Origin of the sequence: Agrobacterium tumefaciens (genome assembly GCA_025560025.1) — a bacterium.
In the GTDB taxonomy this organism is placed as follows: Bacteria; Pseudomonadota; Alphaproteobacteria; order Rhizobiales; family Rhizobiaceae; genus Agrobacterium.
Window position 1 is genome coordinate 36,608 of record CP048486.1, and the last position, 21,360, is coordinate 57,967.

The 21,360-nt window shown below is 59.9% G+C and carries 19 protein-coding genes; 4 read left to right on the forward strand and 15 right to left on the reverse strand.

The annotated features are described in order from the left end of the window. The first annotated feature begins 4 nt into the window (after positions 1–4). The gene (locus FY152_14220) at positions 5–1,492 is read left to right on the forward strand and encodes an amidohydrolase family protein (protein UXS33330.1); all 1,488 of its coding nucleotides are present in this window, start codon (positions 5–7) and stop codon (positions 1,490–1,492) included. A gap of 242 nt (positions 1,493–1,734) precedes the next feature. On the opposite strand, the gene FY152_14225 is transcribed toward FY152_14220, so the two are convergent. From FY152_14225 to FY152_14255, 7 genes are all read right to left on the reverse strand, one after another. Then, on the reverse strand, positions 1,735–2,781 hold the full coding sequence (locus FY152_14225; protein ID UXS33331.1) for a porin: 1,047 nt from the start codon (positions 2,779–2,781) through the stop codon (positions 1,735–1,737). 443 nt (positions 2,782–3,224) lie between these two features. Continuing rightward, entirely contained in the window at positions 3,225–5,399 is a 2,175-nt protein-coding gene (locus FY152_14230) for an EAL domain-containing protein (GenBank protein UXS35072.1), read from the reverse strand. A gap of 226 nt (positions 5,400–5,625) precedes the next feature. Beyond that, positions 5,626–6,561: a 2-hydroxyacid dehydrogenase gene (locus FY152_14235; GenBank protein UXS33332.1), complete on the reverse strand. Its 936-nt coding sequence runs from the start codon at positions 6,559–6,561 to the stop codon at positions 5,626–5,628. Between the two features lie 23 nt (positions 6,562–6,584). Continuing rightward, the gene (locus FY152_14240; protein UXS33333.1) at positions 6,585–7,316 is read right to left on the reverse strand and encodes an amino acid ABC transporter ATP-binding protein; all 732 of its coding nucleotides are present in this window, start codon (positions 7,314–7,316) and stop codon (positions 6,585–6,587) included. Continuing rightward, positions 7,297–7,956 carry an amino acid ABC transporter permease gene (locus FY152_14245; protein ID UXS33334.1) on the reverse strand — a complete coding sequence of 220 codons (660 nt, stop codon included), beginning with the start codon at positions 7,954–7,956 and terminating at the stop codon, positions 7,297–7,299. The genes FY152_14240 and FY152_14245 overlap by 20 nt, the downstream gene beginning before the upstream one ends. Then, on the reverse strand, positions 7,953–8,657 hold the full coding sequence (locus FY152_14250; protein ID UXS33335.1) for an amino acid ABC transporter permease: 705 nt from the start codon (positions 8,655–8,657) through the stop codon (positions 7,953–7,955). Before FY152_14250 ends, FY152_14245 begins: the two co-directional genes overlap by 4 nt. Before the next feature lie 67 nt (positions 8,658–8,724). Continuing rightward, positions 8,725–9,528 (reverse strand): transporter substrate-binding domain-containing protein, encoded by an 804-nt coding sequence (locus tag FY152_14255; protein UXS33336.1) that lies wholly within the window; start codon positions 9,526–9,528, stop codon positions 8,725–8,727. A gap of 294 nt (positions 9,529–9,822) precedes the next feature. On the opposite strand from FY152_14255, the gene FY152_14260 reads away from it, so the two are divergent. Both FY152_14260 and FY152_14265 read left to right on the forward strand, forming a co-directional pair. Beyond that, the gene (locus FY152_14260) at positions 9,823–10,143 is read left to right on the forward strand and encodes a hypothetical protein (GenBank protein UXS33337.1); all 321 of its coding nucleotides are present in this window, start codon (positions 9,823–9,825) and stop codon (positions 10,141–10,143) included. A gap of 157 nt (positions 10,144–10,300) precedes the next feature. Next, positions 10,301–11,323 (forward strand): LacI family DNA-binding transcriptional regulator, encoded by a 1,023-nt coding sequence (locus tag FY152_14265; GenBank protein UXS33338.1) that lies wholly within the window; start codon positions 10,301–10,303, stop codon positions 11,321–11,323. A 278-nt stretch (positions 11,324–11,601) separates the two neighbouring features. On the opposite strand, the gene FY152_14270 is transcribed toward FY152_14265, so the two are convergent. The 7 genes from FY152_14270 to FY152_14300 form a co-directional block, all read right to left on the reverse strand. Then, positions 11,602–12,630: a proline racemase family protein gene (locus tag FY152_14270; protein ID UXS33339.1), complete on the reverse strand. Its 1,029-nt coding sequence runs from the start codon at positions 12,628–12,630 to the stop codon at positions 11,602–11,604. A 10-nt stretch (positions 12,631–12,640) separates the two neighbouring features. Then, positions 12,641–14,350 carry a DUF521 domain-containing protein gene (locus FY152_14275; GenBank protein ID UXS33340.1) on the reverse strand — a complete coding sequence of 570 codons (1,710 nt, stop codon included), beginning with the start codon at positions 14,348–14,350 and terminating at the stop codon, positions 12,641–12,643. Positions 14,351–14,362: 12 nt separating this feature from the next. Then, positions 14,363–15,604 carry an FAD-binding oxidoreductase gene (locus FY152_14280; protein UXS33341.1) on the reverse strand — a complete coding sequence of 414 codons (1,242 nt, stop codon included), beginning with the start codon at positions 15,602–15,604 and terminating at the stop codon, positions 14,363–14,365. Further along, positions 15,604–16,326 carry an amino acid ABC transporter ATP-binding protein gene (locus FY152_14285; protein ID UXS33342.1) on the reverse strand — a complete coding sequence of 241 codons (723 nt, stop codon included), beginning with the start codon at positions 16,324–16,326 and terminating at the stop codon, positions 15,604–15,606. The genes FY152_14280 and FY152_14285 overlap by 1 nt, the downstream gene beginning before the upstream one ends. Then, positions 16,319–16,972 (reverse strand): amino acid ABC transporter permease, encoded by a 654-nt coding sequence (locus FY152_14290; GenBank protein UXS33343.1) that lies wholly within the window; start codon positions 16,970–16,972, stop codon positions 16,319–16,321. The genes FY152_14285 and FY152_14290 overlap by 8 nt, the downstream gene beginning before the upstream one ends. Before the next feature lie 12 nt (positions 16,973–16,984). Then, a complete protein-coding gene (locus tag FY152_14295) occupies positions 16,985–17,650 on the reverse strand; it encodes an amino acid ABC transporter permease (GenBank protein ID UXS33344.1) in 666 nt (221 codons plus the stop codon). Positions 17,651–17,721: 71 nt separating this feature from the next. Next, on the reverse strand, positions 17,722–18,528 hold the full coding sequence (locus tag FY152_14300; GenBank protein UXS33345.1) for a transporter substrate-binding domain-containing protein: 807 nt from the start codon (positions 18,526–18,528) through the stop codon (positions 17,722–17,724). A gap of 537 nt (positions 18,529–19,065) precedes the next feature. Here FY152_14300 and FY152_14305 point away from each other — a divergent pair. Beyond that, positions 19,066–20,103 carry an Ldh family oxidoreductase gene (locus FY152_14305; GenBank protein ID UXS33346.1) on the forward strand — a complete coding sequence of 346 codons (1,038 nt, stop codon included), beginning with the start codon at positions 19,066–19,068 and terminating at the stop codon, positions 20,101–20,103. A gap of 199 nt (positions 20,104–20,302) precedes the next feature. Here FY152_14305 and FY152_14310 read toward each other — a convergent pair whose 3' ends face one another. Then, positions 20,303–21,268 (reverse strand): dihydrodipicolinate synthase family protein, encoded by a 966-nt coding sequence (locus tag FY152_14310; GenBank protein UXS33347.1) that lies wholly within the window; start codon positions 21,266–21,268, stop codon positions 20,303–20,305. Positions 21,269–21,360 lie beyond the last annotated feature (92 nt).

The following is a 21,360-nucleotide window of genomic DNA, read 5'->3' on the forward strand; positions in this document are numbered from 1 at the left end:
CTGAATGGGGAATTTTCTGCTGCTGCACGGCACGATGGTGACCGTGGACCGTGAGCGACGCATCATCGAGGATTGCGGCCTTGCCATAAAGGACGACCGGATTGTTGACATCGGCACGGCGGAGGAACTGGCGCCACGCCACACCGACAAGCAGGTGATAGACTGTCGGGGAAAACTGATCATTCCCGGCCTCATCGATGCCCATGGCCATGCCGGGCACGCCTTGATCCGCAGCATTGCCGCCGACACCAATGCGATGTGGATGAAGGTGGTGACGCCGACCTATTACCACTATGTCACGCGCGACTACTGGTATGCGGACGGCCTTGTCTCCGGCATTGAGCGGCTGCGAGCCGGTGTCACCACCGGCGCCAGTATCATCACCTCGATGCCACGCGCCGACGACCCTGTCTTTGCCATCAACCACGCCCGCGCCTATGACGAGATCGGGATTCGCGAAATCATCTGTGTGGGACCTTCCGGCCTGCCCTGGCCGCACCCGGTGACCCGATGGGAAAGCGGCTCTCCGGAGCGCCGCAACATCAGCTTCGAGGAGATGATCGAGGGCAGCGAAGCCACGATAGAGGCCCTCAATGGAACGGCTGATGGACGCATCAGCGTCTTCCTGACACCCTTCACCATCGTTCCTTCCGTCGAGCCCTCCAACGCTTCAAGCCCCGACCAGGCGGTGAAACTGACGGATAATGACCGCATGCAGGCCCGCCGGATACGTGAGACCGCCCGCAAAATGGGCGTCCGGCTGCATTCGGACGCATTTGCGGGACAAATCCGCATGGCCTTTCAGGACAAGGAAAATGCGCTGCTTGGCCCCGATATCCACCTTCAGCACTGCTGGGGCATTTCGCATGACGAGATTGACATTCTAGCGGAAACCGGCACACGCGTGACCCATGCCCCGCCGGGCCGCGCGACGCCGATCATGGAAATGATGTCCAAGGGAATTCGTGTCGCCATCACCACCGATGGCGCCGCACCCAGCCGTCACTTCGACATGCTGCAGACCGCCCGCATGGCGCAATTCACGCAGCACCTGCTGCACAATCACGATCGTTACCTGCTGCCACCCGGCAAGATATTCGAAATGATCACCATCGACGCCGCCCACGCCATCGGCATGGAGGATGAAATCGGTTCACTGGAAATCGGCAAAAAGGCCGATATCGCCATCATCGACATGCGTAAACCGCATCTGATGCCGATGTGGATGCCGGTACACCGTCTGGTACATCAGGTGCTCGGAAGCGACGTCGACACCGTTTTCGTCGATGGCAAGATGCTGATGGAAAACGGCCGCGTTCTGACGACGGATGTCGATGCTGCCATCTCCTTTGGGCAGGAAGAAGCACTGGCCCTCGCCGCCCGCGCCGGTCTTGAAGCGCATATGCACGATCCGGGTTGGGGACGCCTGTTGCGGACCTTCGAGGAACCGGTCCACCCGCCCCTGCCACCCGATCCGGCGTTCGGTCGGTAATCTGGCAAAACAGGGCCATCAAGCGCTGCAATGCATCCACGCTTGCAGATGGCCGCAATAACATTGTCGACAAAACCGCGCGCAATCCCTTACGACAATAAAAACTCCCCGGCCTGGAGGGGTCCGGGGAGCAAACCTGACTTCATGTCAGGAACTTTGACTGGAGCTAGCACTCACCCGTTCGAAAACGGGGTGGATCTGAGTCATCTAACCAGGTTTATGCTTTTTTCTTATGTGCAGTATTAGAACGAACGCTGCAGGCGAACGAAGCCGGTCCAAGCCTCAGGCTTGTTGTCGACGTCGAGGTAGTTGGCGGTGAGCTTCGTGGTGAGGCCATCCGTGATCTTGTAATCAACAGTCAGACCAGCCTTCCAGGCGTCGTTGTTGGAGAACTCATCCCAGGAAACGAGGCCGTAGCTGCCGTAGTACTGGAAACCGGGGGTGATCTTAAGCTTGTCGGTAGCCTTGATGGCGTATTCCGCAGCAACTGCCCACTCGGAGACATTGTAATAAGCGTTTGCGCCGGAGGCCCAAACACCGGACAGGCCAAGAGTGCCGGGACCAACGCCAGCCGTTGCGATCAGGCGGACGGAGCCGTTTTCGCGATCGGTGTCGTAGCCGCCGATGAGCTGCAGGGTTACGCTGTCGAACTTTGCACCAGCGCCGAGAGCAACACCGATATTGTTGTCGCGCTCGTTGTAAGAGCCAACGGAGATGCCTTCGAGTTCGTCAACCGAAGCGCCTGCCCAGAAGGAACCGGCGTCGTAGGTGTAACGAATGGAGTTGAACAGAGCGTTGGAAGCCAGTTCGTCCGTTTCGCCAGAGAGGCTATCGTCCCACCAGCTGTAGAACTTACCAACCTTCAGGCCGCCGAGTTCGATGAAAGCCTGGTCAACGAAAACTGCAGAACCCTTGTCGCCCGAGCCAGACGTGGTGGACGCAGCGGCAGAACCCGTGTCAGCATTGCCACGGAGGCCAATGAAGCCACGCAGGGCACCGAGGTCGGTATCGGTGCGGGTGTCAATTTCAAACTGGGCGCGTGTGAACGAATCCCAGTCAGAGGTGCCGGTCTTGTCACGACCGAAGTCGGTCTGGAAACGGACATAACCCTGAAACTTCAGGCAGGTTTCGGTGCCGGGGATGTAGAAGAAGCCGGTGCCGAAAGCGTCGCAAACGCGAACATATTCCATGGGCTCGGGCTCGGCAGCGACGATAGCGTCAGCGGCCTGTGCGCCGGATACTGCTGCGAGAGCGGCAGCGGAGCCGATAAGAAGGCTCTTGATGTTCATTTTTAATCTCCAGTCAAAAATTTTTCAACGAATGCGCAAATTTGAGGGCTGGTCTTTCCCTGCCGCCCGCTTCCCTGCGCTGATTCAGCAAATGACAGAAACAACCGGAGACTCGCAATTCAAATCGGCAAAATCAAAATACAATAAAAGCAAGCAATCCAATTACGTAGTAAAATTACAACAAATAAGTATTTTAAACTATAATAGTTTTATGATTTAATTCTAAATAACATTATTTATTACTTATATAATGTGGGCTTATATGAAAAATTTATGACAATATTGCAATACAAAACGGAAGAACAAAAGACATGGCCTTCGCAGGGATCCGTGCACAGACGATTGGAGTTTGCCGTAATGGAGACGGCGCAAGGCGGCAGATACCAGCATGGGCATCGCCGGATCAGTTCAACACTGTCAGGACAAAGATCGCCGCGCAGAGCCTATATCGAGTCGCTGGACAATCCCGTGAGAAACCTCGTCATGTTTCCCAGCATGTCACCGATCACGTCCGCCTGCACCGGCCGGCTGAAATAATAACCCTGCCCATAGGGACAGCCGGCGGTGCGCAGAAATGCCGCCTGTTCAGCCGTTTCCACACCCTCGGCAATGACATCGATATCGAGAGACCCGGCAAGCTGGATCATGATGGAGACGATGGCGCTGTCCTTGGTTTTTTCCGGCAGATGGGTGAGGAACGAGCGGTCAATCTTCATGCAGGACAAGGGGAAGGTCTTGAGCATGCCGAGGCAGGAATAGCCAATGCCAAAATCATCCAGCGCGAGGCTGACACCCATCTGCTTGATGGCGCGCATGATCCTGACAGATGTTTCCACATCCTGAATGATGAGCGTCTCGGTGATTTCGATTTCCAGGAGGGATGGTGCAAGGCCGGTTTCCGTCAGCGCCGATCTGATCTGCTCGACAAGCCCGCTCTGGAACTGCCTCGGCGAAATATTGACTGCCATCTTCACGGGTGAGAGGCCCACAGCCGCCCAGGCCTGCGCCTGCCGGCAGGCTTTTCTCAGAATGGTTTCCCCCAGCTCCACGATGAGGCCGGTTTCTTCCGCAAGACCGATGAATTCCGCAGGTCCCAGCAGACCTTCTGAGGGATGCTGCCAGCGCACCAGCGCCTCCACACCGCTGATGCAACCGGTCTGAAGATGGACCTGCGGCTGGAAATGCAAGACGAACTCATCCCTCTCCACCGCCTTGCGCAATTCCTCTATGCGGGTGAATTTCTTGCGCAGATCATCCGCCATGCGCGGCGTGAAGGTGGCGATGCCATCGCGACCATTATGTTTGGCCTCATACATGGCAAGATCGGCTGCCGCGACGATTTCCGCCGTGGTTTCCCCATGCTCCGGGAAGAACGCCATGCCGATGCTGCATGTGACCTTGATATCGTAATTGCCGATGCGCAGCGGCTGCGAGACCGTCGCCCGGATGCGCTGTAGCCGGCTTTCGAAATCGTCCTTCTGCTTTTCCAGAATGATGACGAATTCATCGCCGCCCACCCGCAGCACAAGATCGTTACGCTTGAGGCTGCGCGCGATACGCTCGGCGGTTCTGGACAAGAGAGCATCGCCAATGCTGTGGCCCAGCGTGTCGTTGATCTGCTTGAAATTATCGAGATCGAGAAAGCCGATGCCAACCCTTCGGTTTGCCTTTGCGGCCGCGGCCAATATTTCCGGCAGTCTCGTATCCAGAAACCGCCGGTTGGGCAGCCGGGTCAGCATGTCGTGATCTGCCAGAAAGGCAATATGCTCCGCCGCCCGCTTGCGGTCGATTGCGAGACCCGCCATGCGCGCAGCGGCACCGATAAATTCCACGAGGGCCGCATCCGGCTTGCGGGCGGCCAGCATGCACCACACAAAACCGTGGGCCATGCCTTCGCTGGCGGGAATATCGAAACTGAAAGCAATATGATCCGCCGGACAGTCGAGATCACCGGGATCGTCGACGGTGGAAATATGTGCCGTCAGGCCTTCATGAGGCGCGAGCGCCGGCGAAGCATAGACGGAGGGCTCACCCGCCGCCGCATCGAATACCCGCACCGCGCAGGCCAGCCCGGTGGCGAGATTTTCGATCGCCTTGACGAATTCCTCAAGAAAATCCTCGATACGCGCGGCAGCAACGATCATTTCGAGAATACGCGCCTGCGCCTGAAGCAGCCTTTCCGAGGCCTTTTTCTGAGTTATATCGCGGGAAGCGCCAACCACGCCGATGATCTTGCCAGCCTTGTCCTTTAAAGGCACGCGCGACATCATCAGCCAGCGGTCGATATCACCGCGCATGGCGCGTTCCTCATAACCGAGATCGGGCTCTCCAGTGCGCATCACCCGCGCCTCGGTATCGGGAATGCCGGCAAGCCGCGCCGCATCGCCATGAATATCGGAATCGGTCAGCCCGATCAGCTCTTCGACGGTGTCGAAACCATTCTCGGTAACGATCGCACGGTTGGCAAAAAGGAAACGCCCCTCCAGATCCTTGGCATAGATGAAATCCGGCACATGATCGATCATCGCTTCCAAGAGCGTGTGCCGGTCGGAGGGGTTGGCGGTTCTGGCGGTTTCAGGAGGAGCGGAAGGGCTCGCGTCGCGCTTCTTTCGCGACATCCGGTTCTGCACGGGTGTCTTCGGGCCTTTGGAACGCACCTCTCCGCCTCATCGCTTTATAAGGAAGCAGAATAGTAGGATTATACATATTATATAAATATGAACGGTGGGAGGAGATTACGAGGAATACGGCCTTTTACGGCCTTGCCCGCAAGCGACGACAGCCGAAAGCAAAACGGCGCGACAGAAGCCGCGCCGTGAGACCACAGGCATCAATTCCTTGCCGTCACACCACCGGTGTCGGCAGGTCCTTGCCGGCGAAATGCGCGTCAAGATTGGCAAGAACGAGATCTGCCATGGCGCGCCGCGTCTGGTGCGTGCCGCTGCCGACATGCGGCGCGAGCGTGACATTATCAAAAGCGAAAAGTGCTTCCGGCACACGCGGCTCGTCTTCGAAGACATCGAGCGCCGCGCCGCCGATCGTGCCGTTTGAAAGCGCCTCAACCAGCGCCTTCTCATCCACCAGCGAACCGCGCGCCACATTGACGAGCACACCCTGGGGACCGAGCGCCTTCAGCACATCCGCATTGACGATATGGCGTGTTTCGGCGGTGGCGGCGGCGGCAATGATCAGCACATCGCAATTGGCGGCCAGCGCCTCGATGCTGTCGTAATAATCATAGGCAACATCGCGGCGGTTTCTGGCGGTGTAGGAGATACGCGCATCGAAACCCTCGAGCCGCTTTGCGATTGCCTGGCCGATGCGGCCGAGGCCGAATATGCCGTAACGGCGGCCGGCGACGCGGGTGGAAAGCCCCATATCACCCTTCAGCCATTGGCCGGTGCGCACATGCTGGTCGGCCTGCGGCAGCTTGCGCGCCTGTGCCAGAACGAGGCCGAGCGCGAGGTCGGCGACATCGGCTGTCAGCACGTCAGGCGTATTGGAGACGCGGAAACCGCGTCGTTTGGCGTCAGTCAGATCCACCTTGTCGAAACCGACGCCGTTGATGGCGACAATTTCAAGATTGGGAAGTGCGGCACCAATATCCGCCGGCAGGCCGATATGGCCGCCGGTGACGACGCCGCGGATTGAAGCACCCTTGTCAGCAAGGAACGCCGCCTTGTCAGCAGCCTCGAACAGGCGATGCACGGTGAAGCGCTGCGCGAGTTCTTCTTCCAGTGCCGGGATGAGCGGGCACAATTGCACGATTTCAGTGGTCATGAAGTTTCCTTTGCGCCGGTGAACTACTTCACATCGGCCTTGACGAATTGCCGGAGTTCCGGCGTTTGCGGGTTGGCGAAGAGTTCGGAAGAACGGCCCTGCTCCCAGATCTTGCCCTTGTGCATGAAGATGGTTTCGGTCGCCACGCGGCGCGCGAAGGCCATTTCATGAGTGACAAGGATCATGGTCATGCCGTCTTTGGCGAGGTTTTCCATGACGGTCAGCACTTCCTCGGTCAATTCAGGGTCGAGCGCCGAGGTCACCTCGTCGAACAGCATCACCTTCGGCCGCATGGCGAGCGAGCGGGCAATCGCCACGCGCTGCTGCTGGCCGCCGGAAAGCTGATCCGGATAGGAATCGAATTTCTCGGAAAGACCGACGAGTTGCAGAACCTCGCGGGCAATATCCTTGGTTTCCGATTTCGCCACATCCTTGACGATGCGCGGCGCGAGCATGATGTTCTCGCCGACCGTCAGATGCGGAAAGAGATTGTAGCTCTGGAACACGATGCCGACATCGGTGCGCAGCTTGCGCAGCGCCTTGGCATCTTCCCCGATGGCGTGACCGGCGATTTCGATGCGGCCCGAATTGATCTTCTCCAGCCCGTTCATGCAGCGCAGCAGCGTGCTTTTGCCCGAGCCCGAGCGGCCGATGAGGGCGAAAACTTCACCGCGGCCGACCGTCAGCGACACGCCTTTGAGGACTTCCAGAGCGCCAAAGCTCTTGTGAACGTTTTCAACGATTACTTCCGGCATGAAGCCTCCTTTCCAGCCAACGCGACAGCTGGGACAACGGGTAGCAGACGATGAAATAAAGCACGGCCACGGCGACGAAGACGCGGAACGGCTGGAACGTGGCATTGTTGATGAGCTGCCCCGCTCTCGCCAGTTCGACGAAACCGATGATCGATGCGATGGACGTATTCTTGACGACCTGAACGGCGAAACCGACGGTCGGCGGTAGCGAAATGCGGATCGCCTGCGGCAGGATGACATAGCGATATTGCTGGGCGCGGGTCAGCGCCAGCGATTCCGACGCCTCCCATTGCTGCTTCGGCACTGCCTGGATGCAGCCGCGCCAGATTTCCGCGAGATAACCCGATGTATAAATCGTCATCGAGGCGCCGGCGGCAAAGAGCGGCGGCAGTTCCAGCCCGGCAAGGCTGAGGCCGTAATAGGACAGGAACAGGATCATCAGCACCGGAATGCCCTGGATCACCTGGATATAGGTGCCGGCGGCAATGCGCAGCGCCTTGAAATTCGAGGTGCGGGCGAGCGCCACGAAGCAGCCGACAATGCCGCCGCCGATAAGCGCAATGATCGTCAGAAGCACGGTCCATTGCAGGGCGGTCAGCAGGAAGCCGAATTCGTTCCAGCCGAAAGTTCGAAGAGTCATGACTGCACCTCCGGCATGGCGGTCATCGTCTTGCGGGCAACGCGGCGGCCGAACAGCCACATGCCGACAAGGGCAAGGATGAGCCGCAGGCTGAGCGCCAGCGCAAGATAGATGAGCGTGACGACGATATAGACCTCGAAGGAGCGATAGGTCTGCGATTCCACGAAGGCTGCGGCAGCCGCGAGCTCATGGGTGGAAATGGCGGAACATATGCTCGATGCCAGCATCATCAGCACGAACTGGCTGCAAAGCGAGGGATAGACCTTGGCGATGGCAGGCACGATGATGACGTGGCGATAGATCTGATACTTGGTAAAGCCGAGCGCCTCGCCCGCCTCGATCTGCGACTTGTGCACCGCCTCAATGCCGGCACGGATGATTTCCGTCGAATAGGCGGCAAGGTTTATTGTCATGCCGATCAGCGCCGCCGTATCCGCCCCTACCCTGAAGCCGAGGCCCGGCAGGCCGAAATAGACGATGAAAAGCTGCACGAGAAACGGCGTATTGCGGATGACTTCCACATAACCGTCCACGATGATGCGGACGATGCCGCCATTGATGGACCGCAGCGAGGCCAAAAGAATGCCGAAAGCGCAGCCGAGCACGATGGACAGGACCGACAGCTTGATCGTCAGCCATATGCCGTTCAGAATTTCATTCTGATACTGGGCGAGCGCGCCGAATTGGAATGTATAGGACATGCGTCACTCCGTTGACATTTCCCGGGCCCGCCGAAAATCTTCCCGGCGGGCGCGTTGAAAGGCTCAATCAGAAGCTTGGCAATTGCGGCAGCGGACGGCCGGTCCACTTGACCGAGATGCGGTCGAGATCGCCGGACATCTTCATGAGGTAGATGGAAGTGTTCAGCCACTGGCGCAGCTCGAAATCCTCAAGCTTGGTCGCCATGGAATTGCCCTGCTGGAAGAAGGTGAAACCAACCTGCAGACCGGCTTCCGGACGCTGCTTGATGATCGCTTCGCCAACCGTGGACGGCAGGGCGACAGCATCAACCTGACCGGCAAGCAGTGCCTGGGCGCTGGTGGAATCGTCTTCGTAAACGACGATTTCGAGACCTTCGACATTGGCCTTGCGCAGCGCGGTTTCCTGCGAGGAACCGCGATTGACCGAAACGCGCTTGCCCTTGAGGCTGTCGAGATTTTCGAACTTCTGGTCCTTGCCGGAGATGATATCCATGTTGAAGGCGCTGTAGGGTTGCGTGAACATCACGGTCTTGGCGCGTTCACCGGTCGGCGCGAGCGTCGCAACAAGGAAATCGACCTTGCCGGTCTGAAGTGCGGGAATACGCGCAGGCGGTGTCAGCGGCACCAGTTCCACCGGCAGCGACAGGTAAGAGCCGATGAGATTGGCGACATCAACGTCGTAACCGGAAGGATTGCCCTTCTCATCCACCATGCCCATCGGCGGCGCACCGGTCAGAACACCGATCTTGACCTTGCCGCGCGCCGTGATCTCGCTGAGCGAGACGGCATGGGCGGATGTGGTTGCGGCGAGCGTTGCTGCTGCAACACCGACGGCAACGGTCATGTTTTTCAGAAATCTTGAAATGCTCATGGTTTCTCCTCCAACCTTATAGTGGCTGCCCAAATGGAACAGCGGCCTTGCGCAAAACCGAAAAATGTTCTCGATAACATTTTAACGCGATTGACTAAAAACTCCTCCCAAGAAACCGCGAAAGCACAAAACCAGATGAATTTCCCATTAAATTCAATGTTTCTGGCTGGTTATCGATTTTCCTCTGTTCGACACCGTTTCACGTTCTTGGCAGGATCAATAATGCATGTTATCGGTATCATTGCAAGTCCGATCTACAGAACTGTTTCGGTCGGCAATCATTCGGGAGGAAACATGTACACACGCTCGGCAATTTTCGAAGGCAGGATTCACCCCGGCCGGGAGGAGGAGTTTTTCCGCATCGTCGAGGAGAAATTGCTGCCGGTCTGGAAACGCATGCCGAATGCGCAGGCGGTGCGGGTGATGCGTACCGAGCGCACCGATCCGGACGCAGCCTCAATCATCATGGTGCAGGAAATCGACTATCCGTCGATGGAGGCAGTGGAGGAAGCGCTGGTTTCGCCGGTCAGGCTGGAAGGCCGGGTGCTGACGGATGAGATGATGAGCATGTGCGACGGGCGTTTTTACCATCTGGTCTATAGCCGCGTCGCATAAATCCGGTGCACGCCGCATCGATCTGCAATCATACGGCGTGCTTTCCCTTGATATCTTCGTGTATGTCTTGTCCTGAACCGGTTCGAATTTAGGGAGACATGCTTTGGTGGAGCGCACGCCCTTGGCCGCAGCGTTAGTCACGTCAAAAAAAGCAACCATGAGCGATGTCTCGAAACTCGCGGGCGTCTCCAAGATGACCGTTTCGCGAGTGCTGGCCGATCCTGCCCTGGTGTCCGAGGACACTCGCCAGAAGGTGATGAAGGCCATTGAGAAGCTGGGTTATGTGCCGGACAGGATCGCCGGTTCGCTATCCTCCCGCCGCACCAATTTCATCACCGCCATCCTGCCGACGCTCACCAACTCCAACTTCGCCGATAGCGCTCAGGGGCTCGCCAATGCGCTGCGCGCCGCCGACTACCAGTTGCTGATCGGTTACACCATGTACGATCTGCAGGAGGAAGAACGCGTCATCCGCACCATGATGGAGCGCCGCCCCGACGCCATCGTTGTCGCCGGCACGGTGCATACCAAGATGGCGAGCGAAGTTTTGATGCGCGCCGGTATTCCCATCGTGGAAATCTGGGATGTGCCGGAACACCCGATCGATCACGCGGTCGGTTTTTCCAATTACGAAGTGGGAAGAACCGCCGCCAAGCATCTGATATCGCTTGGCTTCAAGCGAATCGGCGCGCTCGGATCGAGGGCCGATGGCGATGTGAAGGACTGGCGCGGCGAAAGCCGCCTGCTCGGCTTTGGTGCCGCACTTCGCGAAGCCGGCATTGCCGATGACCTCATCATCCGCGAAGGCAGCGCCCCGGTCTCCTATGACCACGGGGCAAAGACCCTCGGCTCGCTGCTGGCCAAGGCGCCAGATGTCGAGGCCATCTTCGCCGTATCGGATATTTCCGCCGTCGGCGCGCTGATGGAATGTCATCGCCGTGGCATTCATGTGCCCGATCAGGTCTCGATTCTCGGCTTCGGCGATTTCGATATCGGCCGGCAATGTTATCCGGCGATTTCAACGATCCGCGTCGATGCCCAGATGATCGGCCGCAAGGCGGGCGAATTGCTGCTGTCGATACTGGAGGCGGAAAAGGATGCCATTGTTCCCGAGGGTGCAAGGGTGGATGTCGGCTTCGAGCTGATCGTGCGGGAGACGACAAAGCGGCTGGGTAGGTGAGACTCTAGCCAGGGGGAACGAGCGGGTGCTGCTTGCTTCTTCTCCCCGCCGGGGAGAAGTCCGCGGCAGCGGGATGAGGGGGCTAGCTCTCCGCATATCGTTAGCGTTGCCCCCTCATCCGACCCTTCGGGCCACCTTCTCCCCGGCGGGGAGAAGAAATATCATCGCTCCCCCATTCTCGACGTCATCCTCGGGCTTGACCCGAGGATCCATGGTAACGCCGGAAGGTGGATCCTCGGGTCAAGCCCGAGGATGACAGAGGAGGTATGGAGAGGGTCTTACCGCGCACCCCACGTATCCGTCAGACGATACCCTTCCGGCCACGGATCGGACGGATCGAGCATATGCTGGTGGATGCCGGTGATCCAGCCGCGACCGGAAATTTCCGGCAGGATGGCCGGACGATCACCGACCTTGGTGGTTCCAAGAATGCGGCCGGTAAAAGTTGAGCCGATCAGCGACACCGCCGTCAGTGTTTCGCCTTCCTTCATCTCGCCGCGCGCATGCAGCACCGCCATGCGGGCTGAAAGTGCCGTGCCTGTTGGCGAACGGTCCACCTTGCCCGGCTGGATGGCGACGGCCGCCCCTGCCCGCAGGCCTTCGGCCGTGCGCTCCACCTTGCCGGCAAACAGGCAGAAGGAAAAATGCCGCCAGTCCGGGTTGTCGGGATGCTCGAAGCTCAAAGCCCTGTTGGCGGCATTGGTGATGCGCACGCCGAGGCGGGCGATCTCATGCGCCTCTTCCGGCTTCAGGCTGAAGCCCATCGCTTCGGCGTCGACGATGACGAAGCTGTCGCCGCCATAGGCCGTGTCCACCTTCAGCGTGCCGAGGCCTTCAACCTCGAGTTCGACATCGAGCTTTGCCGCAAAGCTCGGTAGGTTCTGCACGAAAATGCGCTCGGCCTTGCCGTTGCGGCATTCGGCACGCACCTTCACCAGACCGCCCGGCGCTTCCAGCAGCATATGGGTTTCCGGCTCCTGCATCGGCACGATGCCGCCATCGAGAAGCACGGTGGAAACGCAGATGGAGTTGGAACCGGACATGGGCGGCGTATCTTCCGGCTCCATGATGATGAAGGCGGCATCCGCGTCGGGATGTTTCGGCGGCACCAGCAGGTTGACGTGACGGAACACGCCGCCGCGCGGCTCGTTGAGCACGAAATTGCGCAGCGTCTCATCGCGGGCTATGAAACGGCTCTGCTCCCAGATCGTTTCGCCCGGCGGCGGCTTGACACCGCCGACAATCACATCCCCCACTTCGCCTTCCGCATGGGCGGAAATGACATGAACGGTCTTGATACTGCGCATTCAAAACTCCTTAGGAAAGCCATGAAGGAAGAAGGGATGGGGCACGGCCGGTCAGCGCGCTTTCAACGCAATCGGCAAGGCTGCCGAAGCGCACTGCGCGGCCGCTGAGACCGGGGCCGTAATGGGCGTATTTGCCGGAATTGGTCATCAAAGCGCGGGTCTTCGTCGGGAAAACCGGCTCGGAAATGGAGCACCAGCAAAGATCAGGCAGCACCTGCACCCCGCTGTCATGCAGGCTTTTCAAGGTGCCGTCCTGGCCGGCCGCATTGATGACCTGCTGCCCGGCTGTCACGATGACGGCGACATCCGCATGCCGCTTGCGGCCGGCGAGCACAGCGGCGAGCGCGCGGCACTCCTCCAGCGAGGCATGCGGGCTGCCGATGGCAACGAGCTGCACGTCCTCCGGCCCCTCATTCAGCAGCGACCAGCCAGCGGCCATATCGGCAAGCGAAATGGTGACGGTCTCGGCTGTTTCCAAAGGCGCGAGCCCGGCTTCCGGGGTGACACCCTCGATATGCAACATGGGCGCGGCGGAGGTGGTGCCGAAGGCGGCGCAAAGCGCCTTGAGATCATCCCGCGACGGCTTTGCAGGGCCAAGGCCACGCAGCAGCGGAATGCAATCCGGCGCGGCCTTGCCGGCAAGATAACCGATGAGTGGCCAGAACGCATCATCCACGCCCTGCGGCAACGCCACATCGACAATGCGCTGCGGCCGGCGGTTTTCCTCCAGATAAACGCCCGAAAGCGGCGCCCTGCCGGTCATCGCGATGCAGAGATCGAGAAAATCCGGATGTTTGGCCGTGCGCGCGCCGAGAACCGTATTGGCGAAGATCACGGCATTCGATTCGGCCCAGGCGATGGATTCGCCGGCATTCGGAGCGCTGTCGAGCAGGTAAGGCGAACAGGTGAAGGTGGGGCGACAGCCCATGCGCACATAGGCATCCGCCAGCCTTGCGGCCGGATCGCCGAAATCCTCCGGCACGCCCTGCGCACGCCAATGCGCCTTGTCGACCGAAATGGCGTTCATCGTCGTCGGCACGCGCACCCTGCCGCCCATGTCGGCCATTTTCTCCGCGAAGGTGAGATTGGCGGGGCTCGCATAGATGCAGCCGTCAATATGACCCTGCGTGACATCGACAAGCGCTGACGCCCCCTGCTGGGCGGCCATGGCGATGATGATGCGCATCGCCTGCTGCGCGGCAATGCCGTCGCGGCCGTCGAGCATTGCCCTGTCGTCACCCTTAAGATCAAGATGCGCCGTCGCCGGCGGTGCGATGGCAAGGGAAACGCCATCGGCCTCGATGGTCTTCTCATCGATACGGACACGAGCAGCCTTTGAGAACCGGGCAAAATTCTCCGCGTCAAGACGCAGCACCGGCAGAGGCTTGCCGAACATTGCCGCCGCGACGAGCGCGCCCAGCGTCAACACATCCTCGGCCTCGCAGAAGACCAGCGCCGAGGGCGCACGGCCCGTGAGGATAAGATCGAGCAGGACGCCCGAACCGGTGCAGGACCCACGGCTGGTGGGCATGAACAGCACGCCGCCGGTGAGACAGATGCCGTGCAGCGGGTGGTGCACGTCGATGACCCGGCCCGTGGCGGGATCGACCCCGCCCCAGAAACTCAGCGCTTCTGTCGTGGCGATCACGGGACCTTCAGCCGCACCGGCCAAAATGCTGCGGGCTTCAGGAACGGCTGTTGTCGAAAGGGAAGAAGACATCGGAAATCCCCGTCAGAAACGTTGTGGCGAAAATGCCCTTGTATCGATGGCGGGCTTTTGCCCCGTCAGAAGATCGGCGACGATGCAGGCCGTGCCAGCCGATTGTGTCAGTCCCAGATGGCCGTGGCCGAAAGCATAGACCACCCGCGCCGTATGCCGTGCCTGGCCGATGGCCGGCAGGCTGTCCGGCAGCGAAGGGCGAAAGCCCATCCATTGCTTGCCGCCTTCGGTTTTGAGACCGGGCAGGAAGCTCGCCGCCTTTTTCAAAAGCGCTTCGGAGCGGGCGAAATTGGCGGCAAGTTCAAGCCCGCCCAGTTCCACCGCGCCGCCGACGCGGATGCCGGAAGAAAGCCGCGTGACGACAAAACCATGGCCGCCGAAGGTTATCTGCGTGCGCAGCTCGAAAGCGCCGGCCGGCAGGGTCGTATTATACCCCCGTTCCGTTTCCAGCGGAATTTTTTCCCCGAGCGAACGGGCGATGCGATGTGAAAATGCGCCCGCCGCCAGCACCACCTTGCCGGCCTTACGGCTGCGTCCGTCATGGCTCACCACCTCGATCCCGTCTTCAAGCGGCCTCAGCGCCGCAATATCGAGGCGCTCGAGACGTCCACCAATGGCGCGGAAATGCTCGGCCAGTGCGAGCGTATAAAGCTTGGGATCGGCGATGGAATACCAGCCGGGCGTAAACGTGCCGCAGGTGAAACGCGGCGCGATGCCAGGCTGGATTTCGGCCATCTGCTCGGCATTGAGGTGCCGGAACTCGATACCGTGCCGCTCGCGCGCCTTCCAGCCGGGAAGCGAGCTTTCGAATTCGGATTCGCTTTCATAGACCTGGAGGTTGCCCTCCTTGCGCAGCATGGCGATCGTGTCGGTCTTTTTAAGGAACGGCTCGAGCCTGGCCTTCGACAGATCCATCAGCGCCGTCTGGGCGGCGGTGGAATGTTCCACCTTCGAGGCGGCACAGGCCCGCCAGAAGCGGAACATCCACGGCGCGATCTTCAGCGCATAGGCCGGCGGCACGCTGAGCGGACCGAGCGGATCGAGCAGCCATTTCGGCGCCTTCCACAGAATGCCGGGCGATGCGAGCGGCAGAATATCGGTGAAGGCGAAGGCACCGGCATTGCCAGCGGAAGCGCCCGCCGCCGGACCCTCGCGGTCGATGACCGTGACCGAGAGGCCACGGCCCTGCGCCGCGATTGCCGCCGAGAGGCCGACGACGCCGGCCCCGATGACGATGACATCATTGGCTGGCATTACCGCACGCTCGCCAGGAATTTCTGCGTCTCGGCATGCTGCGGCGCGCCGAACAGCTGGTCCGGCGTGCCGATTTCCGCCATCACGCCCTGATGGAAGAAGGCGACACGGTTCGAGACATCACGCGCGAAGGCCATTTCGTGGGTGACGCAGATCATCGTCATACCCTCATCCGCCAGCATTTTCAGCGTATCGAGCACTTCGCCGACCAGCATCGGGTCGAGCGCAGAGGTGACTTCGTCGAACAGCATATATTCCGGCGACATGGCAAGCGCGCGGGCAATCGCCATACGCTGCTGCTGACCGCCCGACATGCGGTTTGGATAGACCTTCAGCTTTTCGGCGAGACCCACATGGGTCAGTTGCTTCACCGCAATCTCTTCGGCCTGCTCCTTCGAGATGCCGAGCACCTTGCGGGGCGCCAGCATGACGTTTTCGAGCACCGTCAGATGCGGAAAGGCGTTCCATTGCTGGAAGACGATGCCGACCTTGCGGCGCAGCTTGTTGAGGTCCGTGGACTTCGCATGCACCTCGGTGCCGTCAATGACGATCTTGCCACTGTCGATCGGCTCGAGGCCGTTGATGCAGGTCAGCAGCGTCGACTTGCCGGAACCGGAGCCGCCAATGATGGTGACGACCTCGCCCTTGTTGACGGTGAGGTTGATTCCTTTCAGAACCTCCAGCGGGCCGAAGGATTTACGGACGTTTTCGATCTCAATCATTGGGGGACCACCGTCTTTCGAGATACCCGCCGAAACGGGCGATGGGGAAGCTGATAAGGAAGTAGATGGCGCCGCAGATCATCAGGATCGTCAGCGGTTCCTGCAGTCGGGTGACGAGGATCTGCGATGCGCGCAGAAGCTCGATGAGGCCAAGCCACAGCACCAGCGCCGAATCCTTCATGACGCCGAGCGTCAGTCCGATCCACGAGGGCAGCGACACGCGGGTGGCAAGCGGCAGCACGATGTATCGCATGTCCTGCGACCAGGTCATGCCCAGCGACCGGCAGGCGCGGCGCGTGTTGGACGGCACGGCGCCGATGCCGCCACGCACGATTTCCGTGCAATAGGCCGCCGTATAGAGCGACAGCACCACGCAGGAAGTGGTGAAGGGCGGCCAGCCGAGCTTGGCGATCGACTGGAAGGCGTTGCCGAGCACGAGCTGGATGAGCAGCGGCACGGAGCGGAAAATATCCAGCACGAAGGTCAGCGGCAGCGACCAGTAGGCCCCGAGCTGGAAGCGGATGATGCCGAAGATGATCCCCATGATGGTGCCTGCCGTGACGGCGACGGCGGTGACGGCGAGCGTCATGCCGGCACCCTTGGCCAGGAAGGCGAGATCACTCCAGGTGAGAGCGGTTTCAAACATGGCTCACCTCTCTCAGTAACGGAACAGACGCCAGGCCAGCAATCTGGCGGCGAGCGTGACGATCTTGGCGATCACATAATAGATGACCGCGGCGAGCGCGAAGAATTCGAAGGTGCGGAACGAGCGCGCATTAAGCGCCTGCGTGACGCCGGCAAGATCCGTATTCATGCCGACCGTGACACCGAGCGACGTCATGAGGATCGCCCAGACCATCTGGTTGGTGGCCGGCAGAAAGGCGACACGCAACATCTGTGGCAGGATGATGAGCCGGAAGGTCTGCATCGAAGTCATGCCGAGCGAGCGGCCGGAGCGCGTCTGCGTATCGGGAATGGCCTTTAGCGCGCCGCGGAAATTTTCCGCGAGATAACCGGCATTGTTGAAGGCGATACCGACCAGAAGCGCCGTATAGGGGCTGAGGTGAATGCCGAAATTGCCAAGGCCGAAATGGGCCATGTAGATCTGGAACAGCGCCGGCGTGTTGCGGGCGATTTCCACCCAGACGGAGGCGAAAGCGCCGAGAATGCGGTTGCCGGAGAGCCGGAACAGCGTCAGCAGGATGGCGAAGGAAAGGCCGATCACCATCGACAGAATGGCAATCTGCAGCGTCACCACCGCACCGTCCAGAAGCTGCGGCAAAGCCTTCAGCGCCTGATTCCAGTGAAATGTATAGTTGAACATGGGCGTCCCGCCTCTTCAGAAACGATCAACGGCGCGATCATCTTGACCGCGCCGTTTACGAAAAGTCCTGATCAGCGATAAACGCCGTTGACGGTGAGCGAGGGAACTTCACCGCCAACCCATTTTTCATAGAGTTCGGCGTAACGGCCGGTGCGAACCTGCTGGTTGATGAAGAGGTTCAGGTAGTTGATGAAGCCGTATTCGTCACGGTTGGTGAAGAGCGCGACATAGTCAATGTCATAGGGCGCCTTGCCGACCACGGAGATACCCGCGAACTTGCCGCCCTTGACGTTGGACTGCGCAACCGTCGAGGTGGAAACGGTGGCGTCGATCTGGCCCTGGCTGAGCGCGAGGAACACATCGGCCTGCGTCTGGTACGGACGGAATTCGCCGACGCCCCATTCCTTGACCGTCTTTTCGAGCGCGATGGCTTCGAACGTGCCGGCGGTTGCACCGACGGTCTTGCCCTTCATGTCTTCAAAAGACTTGATGCCGGACTTGTCGTTGGCGGTAACGGCCATTTCGAAGGCGAAGTAAGGCACCGTCATACCGACCGTCTTGGCGCGTTCCAGCGTATCCGAAGTGGAAGCAACGCCGACATCGACGCGGCCCGACATCAGCGCGGGAATACGCTCAGGGAAAGGCGTTTCGACGATTTCAGCGGTAACGCCGAGCGCCTTGGCGAGATCGTTGCAATAATCGACATCGAAGCCGATCGGATTGTTGGCGTCATCACGCGCGCCCATGGGCGGGAAATCGAGCACGACAGCGCAACGCAGCGTGCCGGACGAAATGATGTCGTCAAGTTTGTCGGCCTTGGCCGGCGTAATAGCGAAAGTGGCGGCCAGCAGGCCGGCGACGATGACCGATTTTTTCATTCTTTATTTGCTCCCACAATTGGTCTGCCCTTGAAGGCGCGGTCACTATTTCCCTATGGCGGCGATAAATCAACATAAAAATACAAGGAGTATACAAAAAGAATTTTTGCACCTGCGAACAATAAGAGCGAGCATCGGGGATAAATAGCGCACGAGGAAATGGGGTGATGTAGAAGCGCGTTTTCGCGAAGGTTTCGGCCAAGGGCTGGTCAGGAAGGAGACAAAACCTCTCCACCGTCATCCTCGAGCTTGACCCGAGGATCCATAACCCGTTGAAATCGATGGATCCTCGGGTCATGCCCGAGGATGACGTCGAGTGTGTGGGGAGGTTCGTGAAAATGGGAATCCATGGAAACAGGCCGGCTGGATGTCGGAGAAAATCACGGGAGCAAGGCCGGGGAAATCGTCACGGATGACGAAAATTCTCTATCGGAAACGCTTGATTTCCAGCACCTCACCAAAAAGACGAGTTGCAATAGAGACACCTTTGTATACTTTATGTATTCAAAATGTGCGGACCACTATCGGAGAATTATGATGAGCGACACCACCACCCTGACCATTGACGGGCTTTCTGAGAGGGTCGAGGCGATATTCCGCAAGGCCGGCCTCAATGCCGTGCAGTCGGGGGCGCTCGCACGCGTCATCACGGCGGGCGAGCGGGACGCCTGCAAGTCCCACGGCATCTACCGCATTGAAGGGGCCCTGCGCACCGTCAAGGCCGGCAAGGTGAAGCCCGATGCGATACCGGAAGTCGCAGAGGACGACGGCACCGCCATCGTGAAGGTCAACGCCAATGGCGGATTTGCCAATCCCGCTTTCGAGCTTGGCCTGCCGGTTCTGGTGGAGCGGGCAAAACGCTCCGGTATCGCGGCGCTCGTCATTAATGACTGCACGCATTTCTCGGCGCTCTGGCCGGAAGTCGAGGGCCTTACCTCGAATGGTCTTGCCGGGCTGGTCATGTGCCCGAGCTATTCCACAGTAGCGCCCACCGGCGGCAGCAAGCCGCTGCTCGGCACCAACCCCTTCGCCTTCGGCTGGCCGCGCAAGGACACCTCCCCTTACGTCTTTGATTTCGCCACATCCGTGGCGGCGCGCGGTGAAATAGAACTGCACCGGCGGGCAGGAAAATCCCTGCCGGAAGGCTGGGCTCTGGATGCCGACGGCAAGCCGACGACCGACCCGGAAGCCGCTCTTGCCGGCTCCATGCTGCCCTTTGGCGGCCACAAGGGATCAGCCATCGGCACCATGATCGAGCTTCTCGCCGGCATCATGATCGGTGACCTGACCAGCCCTGAAGCGCTCGAATTTCTCGGCACCACCACGCTTGCCCCCACCCATGGCGAGCTGATCATCGCTTTTTCGCCGGAAGCCTTTGCCAAGGGCCGCCCCGGCGATCCTTTCCAGCGCGCCGAAATCCTGTTCGACGCCATCATCGGCCAGGGCGCCCGCCTGCCCTCGGGCCGCCGCTTCACGGCCCGCGCCAAATCCGAAAGCGAAGGCATCACGCTTACCGCCGCCGAAATGGCCGGGCTCGACCGGCTGCTGGAAAAGGGGCTGGATGCGGTTTCCTGACCGCGTCTGGATGTGGAAATGAAAAAGGCCCGCGATTGCGGGCCTTTTTCATAGGTGACATAGCATCCCTGCTCCATCACCCCGGCCTAGATCCGGGGGTCCAGCGCGATCAAGTCCTTGATCGCGGAAGGGTCCTTTCACAGCGCAGACGCGCCGTGGCTGGATGCCGGATCAAGTCCGGCATGACGGAGGAGAGATATCAGGCAGCCTTGCAGGTCTGCACAGCGCCCGGAAGCTTGCTCCAGTCTGCGTACCAGCTGTTGAACAGCTTGAACTGCGCCTCGACATAACCGCGCTGGCTGTCCGTCAGGGCGTCGGTCTCGTTGAAGTGCAGCGTGTACTCCTTGTCGCCCTTCAGCACCATCATGTGCTTGAAATAAAGAACCAGATCCGGGCCTTCATCGAAGGAGGAGAGGACGGCGAGCGCCTGTTCCAGCTCCAGTGCGCGGGCACGGGCATCGGCATCGCCCTTGGCGGCGGCCTGCGACAGCTTGCAGAGATGAATGACTTCCTTCGGCAGAACATTGCCGATGCCGGTGATGGCGCCGGTCGCGCCGCAATTGACGAAGCCGTGGACGACAGCGGTATCGACGCCGATCATCAGGGTAACCTCATCGTCACGGCTGGTGATGTTTTCAGCGGCGTAACGCATATCGGCCGGGCCGCCGAATTCCTTGAAGCCGACGAGGTTCTTGTGCTCGGCGCGCAGCGCGAAGAAGAGATCGGCGCGGGTGGCGAAACCGTAATAGGGGCTGTTGTAGATGACAGCAGGCGTTTCAGGTGCCGCCGCGAGGATGGCCTTGAAATGCGCCTTCTGGGCGGAGATGACCGAACCGCGCGACAGGACGCGCGGAATGACCATCAGGCCCTTGGCGCCAACCTTCTGGGCATGGGCGGCATGGGCAACGGCGGATGCCGTGTTGACGGCGCCGGTGCCGACGATGACCGGAATGCCGGCCTTCACCAGGCGCTCCACGCCTTCCATACGCTGCTCGTCCGTCAGGAGCGGCCAGTCGCCCATGGAACCGCAATAAACGACGGCGGACATGCCATCGGCGATCAGTTCCTTGCCCTTGCGAACAAGCGCATCGAAATCAGGGGTGCGATCATCCTTGCAGGGGGTCATCAAGGCGGGAATCACGCCGGAAAAAATGCTGGCCGTCATTACTAGCTCCTAAGGGACAGTTTTTCGGGAATGGACGCACCTCCGCGCCACCCTTTCGACAAGGACATTACAATCTTGTATTTTATTTGTCG

What these genes read in the sequence shown, in the direction of transcription:
- FY152_14220 (UXS33330.1), top strand. Translation starts at nt 5, where the DNA reads ATGGGGAATTTTCTGCTGCTGCACGGCACGATGGTGACCGTGGACCGT.
- FY152_14225 (UXS33331.1), bottom strand. Translation starts at nt 2,781, where the DNA reads ATGAACATCAAGAGCCTTCTTATCGGCTCCGCTGCCGCTCTCGCAGCA.
- FY152_14230 (UXS35072.1), bottom strand. Translation starts at nt 5,399, where the DNA reads ATGTCGCGAAAGAAGCGCGACGCGAGCCCTTCCGCTCCTCCTGAAACC.
- FY152_14235 (UXS33332.1), bottom strand. Translation starts at nt 6,561, where the DNA reads ATGACCACTGAAATCGTGCAATTGTGCCCGCTCATCCCGGCACTGGAA.
- FY152_14240 (UXS33333.1), bottom strand. Translation starts at nt 7,316, where the DNA reads ATGCCGGAAGTAATCGTTGAAAACGTTCACAAGAGCTTTGGCGCTCTG.
- FY152_14245 (UXS33334.1), bottom strand. Translation starts at nt 7,956, where the DNA reads ATGACTCTTCGAACTTTCGGCTGGAACGAATTCGGCTTCCTGCTGACC.
- FY152_14250 (UXS33335.1), bottom strand. Translation starts at nt 8,657, where the DNA reads ATGTCCTATACATTCCAATTCGGCGCGCTCGCCCAGTATCAGAATGAA.
- FY152_14255 (UXS33336.1), bottom strand. Translation starts at nt 9,528, where the DNA reads ATGAGCATTTCAAGATTTCTGAAAAACATGACCGTTGCCGTCGGTGTT.
- FY152_14260 (UXS33337.1), top strand. Translation starts at nt 9,823, where the DNA reads ATGTACACACGCTCGGCAATTTTCGAAGGCAGGATTCACCCCGGCCGG.
- FY152_14265 (UXS33338.1), top strand. Translation starts at nt 10,301, where the DNA reads ATGAGCGATGTCTCGAAACTCGCGGGCGTCTCCAAGATGACCGTTTCG.
- FY152_14270 (UXS33339.1), bottom strand. Translation starts at nt 12,630, where the DNA reads ATGCGCAGTATCAAGACCGTTCATGTCATTTCCGCCCATGCGGAAGGC.
- FY152_14275 (UXS33340.1), bottom strand. Translation starts at nt 14,350, where the DNA reads ATGTCTTCTTCCCTTTCGACAACAGCCGTTCCTGAAGCCCGCAGCATT.
- FY152_14280 (UXS33341.1), bottom strand. Translation starts at nt 15,604, where the DNA reads ATGCCAGCCAATGATGTCATCGTCATCGGGGCCGGCGTCGTCGGCCTC.
- FY152_14285 (UXS33342.1), bottom strand. Translation starts at nt 16,326, where the DNA reads ATGATTGAGATCGAAAACGTCCGTAAATCCTTCGGCCCGCTGGAGGTT.
- FY152_14290 (UXS33343.1), bottom strand. Translation starts at nt 16,972, where the DNA reads ATGTTTGAAACCGCTCTCACCTGGAGTGATCTCGCCTTCCTGGCCAAG.
- FY152_14295 (UXS33344.1), bottom strand. Translation starts at nt 17,650, where the DNA reads ATGTTCAACTATACATTTCACTGGAATCAGGCGCTGAAGGCTTTGCCG.
- FY152_14300 (UXS33345.1), bottom strand. Translation starts at nt 18,528, where the DNA reads ATGAAAAAATCGGTCATCGTCGCCGGCCTGCTGGCCGCCACTTTCGCT.
- FY152_14305 (UXS33346.1), top strand. Translation starts at nt 19,066, where the DNA reads ATGAGCGACACCACCACCCTGACCATTGACGGGCTTTCTGAGAGGGTC.
- FY152_14310 (UXS33347.1), bottom strand. Translation starts at nt 21,268, where the DNA reads ATGACGGCCAGCATTTTTTCCGGCGTGATTCCCGCCTTGATGACCCCC.